Origin of the sequence: Brucella ciceri (genome assembly GCF_041930145.1) — a bacterium.
Classification (GTDB): domain Bacteria; phylum Pseudomonadota; class Alphaproteobacteria; order Rhizobiales; family Rhizobiaceae; genus Brucella; species Brucella intermedia.
Genome location: NZ_JBHEEV010000028.1, coordinates 1 through 3,241 on the forward strand (window position 1 = coordinate 1; position 3,241 = coordinate 3,241).

Sequence of the window (3,241 nt, forward strand, 5' to 3'; positions counted from 1 at the left end):
AGTCTTCGGCATCATCATGCGTCGCCAGAAGCAGATCAATCAAACCAGGATCGTCGCTTGACAAACAGAAGGGCGTCCAGGGATCGCAGTTCACTTCCATCGACTTCACGGCGGTGCTGAAGAAAGCTGAGATTGCGATCTCGATGGACGGCAAGGGCGCGTGGCGGGACAATGTCTTCGTCGAACGGCTTTGGCGGTCGATCAAATACGAAGAGGTCTACCTCCACGCCTACAAGACCGTGTCCGAGGCCCGCGCGGGGATCGGTCGTTATCTGAACTTTTACAATACTCGACGTCCACATTCATCTCTTGACCGGCAGTCGCCGGATCAGGCTTACTTCAACGCGCTGGCACCGATGATGGTGGCGGCATAATCGAGGCGGAAATCCACTTAACGAGACGCCCGAAACTGTTCAAACAAACCGAGCCAACTCTCAGCGTTGATCGGATACCCATTCAGAAACACGCTTTGGTCCGGCATAAACATGATAGTTTGATCGGTTTCTATCGTTTATGCCTCAGCTATTCGGAGGTTCTGATGAAATCTTTGTTCATGACCGCACTTGTATCGGTTGGGGTTTTCACATCCAGCTCAGCCTATGCTTTAGATGCTCGGAAGGATTGCTCAACGTTGAAGCAGGTCATCAAACAATCGAAAGTTAACTTTAAAAATGTTGCTGCTAACGTGCCGCCGAAGGATGTGGACGTTTACCCATCAAAGCTCACCTTAACTGGAAGCAATTTTTGCCGTGTTGTTTTGCGCACGAATGTATCCTCGGTGAGTTGGTCGTGCGTGCTGGAAGATTCGACGGTTAAAGCAGTCGCGGAGTTCGTTTCGAACTGCGTGGGCAGGATTGAAACACCTGATCAGGCTTATCAGCGAGTTGGCGCAAAAATTTTCCGTTTAAAACCACAGGTTCCCGTCGAGATAATTGTTTCGGAACTGGATCGCGGAAGTATTGCTCTGCAAGTCAAGGCGCTGCAGAAAAAGTAACGTCGGTTGAGAGGATAATAATAATTTCTGTTCGCTAGCGGTTGCTTTTCGAAAGGCGCCCTAGCCGTTGTGAAACTCATTTTCGATTTTGGTGGCTTCTTCCCAGCGTTCGCTGTACTAGCTGGTGAGATGTTCCGAGATGCGAAGAATCAGACGTGTGAGTTCATTAGTTTGCCATAACATCGACCACACGAGCATAAACGATGAGGGTTTCATTTGTCCAGCGGTGACAAACTCTTGCGATGACTTTGCGACGCGGATGACTGTTCTGGAACGGTGATCATTCGCATCCAGCGTTCGGAACTGGTCAAACTGAGGCCGTCGTCTCGCGCAATTCCCGGTTCGGATTCTTTGCAAAGCGGTCGTCTGACAAAGGAAGGCCCATGGCATGAAAGTTTGAGTTTCAGCTGCCGCGGCATCAAGAAGTTGCTGCGCTTGCCGATCGACTATTAATGCCCGCATCACACCTCCCTCGAAGGGAGATTACTGTGACGAGCGGAGACCGAGAATCTCGGCTTTAAATCAAAAACCCCAAACAGGCGAACAAATCGCGCCACGTACACACGTAATGTCTAGACACAGGCAATGTGATTGTATTCATAATCTGTTCTGGAATTGCAGATGTGGCTAACGTGTAGGAGAAGAAACCATGTATTTCCAATTGGGTAGCGTGATGGCCGCAGGGTTGATTTTTTCGACAGCGCCAATAGTTGCCGAAACGCTGAAGGTCCGCGATATCACTGATCAACAAGAGATATCAGAACGTGCCGGCGATTTTGAGAGCGATCTTAACCAGCTTGGTATTAAAGCAAAGCTGAACTGCGATCTGCTCATCGGAAGTAAGGGCGAAACTAACGACGAAAGCGTTGGTGCGATTTGCGATATGAGTATTTCCGGTAAAAAGCCCACTTCAATAATGTTGTGTAACGATACGATGATCGGCAAGCTCACCATCAAGGCTTACGGCTTTAGCATGGACAAGAAAGAGCTCGCTGCCTTCACCGAGATGAACTGCAGGCCGGGTGGTTAACGCTATCTCCAAAACCTCCGGTGCAAAACATTAACACTTATAACGCAGGTTCTTTTTCCAGGAAACAAATCAAACCCTGCTACAGAGACTGATAGTGATCGATATGAAAAACTGGCGTAAGGGTTTGATCGCTGCAGGTGCGGTATTCTTGGGCAGAGGAGGGATTTTGGCTTACGATCAATTTCAGCGGTATCAAGATGGCCTGGTATATCCGCAGCTGGAGTGTTGTATGTGGTCAGCTGGACATTAATGAGCCTGTTATCTTTCGAACACAGAGGTTTCGCTGATGATAATGAAAAACATGTATCTCTGTTGTCTGCTGATCATATTGACGGCATGCGGCCCCGACCAAATCGTCGTCGATTTGCCATCTCCCAACAAGTTCGTCCACGTCGAGGTTCGCAGATGTCCGCAAGCAGGTGCATTTTTGCAGTGGACCGAAATGGTGCAGGTTTCAGTGCTGGAGGCCGGCAGATCAGAACCCTGCAACTCTTTTGTGAATGCAATGGTTCAATTCGACAGCAAGGTAGCGGACGAGCAACTCGAGCTGGAATGGTTATCGGATAAAGTGCTCCGAGCTTGGCACCCGACTTTCAACCCTGACTATGGCCCCGTTAACACAACAGTTCGGGCCGGTTCGAAAGTGAGGATACAGTTTTTCCCCAAGTTTTAGTACATACCTCAGCAAGCAGCGGCGATGAATTGAGTTATATCGTCGACTCAGTAACACTGAAACAACAGTGCCTTTTTCTCTATACAGGCGATACGTCCTCCTTCGTGGGGAGCTCCGGTGTCTCCTAGGGGTGAGTCCTTCAGTTTGCTCCTCAGGAGAGAAAGATGAAATGGTTTCAAGCGCCAATAAATGTTTGGCTGCCGGTTTTCCTTCTAATGGTGATCGCAGGAGCGCCCGAGATTTCAATGTCGGCATCGCTGGCACAAGAGAGGTTCAAAGGTATCGCCAGAACTGATGCCCGTATCCAGCGTCTGGTTATGATTGGACAACTGTGTCGTAAGCTCACCGAAGAAGATGCCCAAGCGATCCTTGCAAACAGCCGCGCGGAACTGGAAGCCGCACGGGCGAAACTTGCAAATGACGAACAGGAGTGGGCGAGAATCTGGCAAGAGGGTGTCTTTATTGGTGCTGACCTGCCACTGAACTTTCATCCAACGGCGATTAGAGCCTCGGCGGTTTTGACTACGCCAATTGGCGTGTTGGT

General features: G+C 49.6%; 4 protein-coding genes. All 4 read left to right on the forward strand.

Features of this window, described 5'->3' with window-relative positions; translation table 11 throughout:
- Nucleotides 1-374, forward strand: a 374-nt coding sequence (locus JNC63_RS21800; RefSeq protein ID WP_374846772.1) for an integrase core domain-containing protein, incomplete at its 5' end; no start/stop codon positions are given.
- 164 nt (nucleotides 375-538) lie between these two features.
- Nucleotides 539-994, forward strand: a complete 456-nt coding sequence (locus JNC63_RS21805) for a hypothetical protein (RefSeq protein ID WP_247644424.1) — start codon at nucleotides 539-541, stop codon at nucleotides 992-994.
- A 649-nt stretch (nucleotides 995-1,643) separates the two neighbouring features.
- The gene (locus JNC63_RS21810) at nucleotides 1,644-2,024 is read left to right on the forward strand and encodes a hypothetical protein (protein WP_075041732.1); all 381 of its coding nucleotides are present in this window, start codon (nucleotides 1,644-1,646) and stop codon (nucleotides 2,022-2,024) included.
- Between the two features lie 837 nt (nucleotides 2,025-2,861).
- Nucleotides 2,862-3,241, forward strand: a 380-nt coding sequence (locus tag JNC63_RS21815; RefSeq protein WP_374846773.1) for a hypothetical protein, incomplete at its 3' end; no start/stop codon positions are given.

What these genes read in the sequence shown, in the direction of transcription:
- JNC63_RS21810 (WP_075041732.1), top strand. Translation starts at nt 1,644, where the DNA reads ATGTATTTCCAATTGGGTAGCGTGATGGCCGCAGGGTTGATTTTTTCG.
- JNC63_RS21805 (WP_247644424.1), top strand. Translation starts at nt 539, where the DNA reads ATGAAATCTTTGTTCATGACCGCACTTGTATCGGTTGGGGTTTTCACA.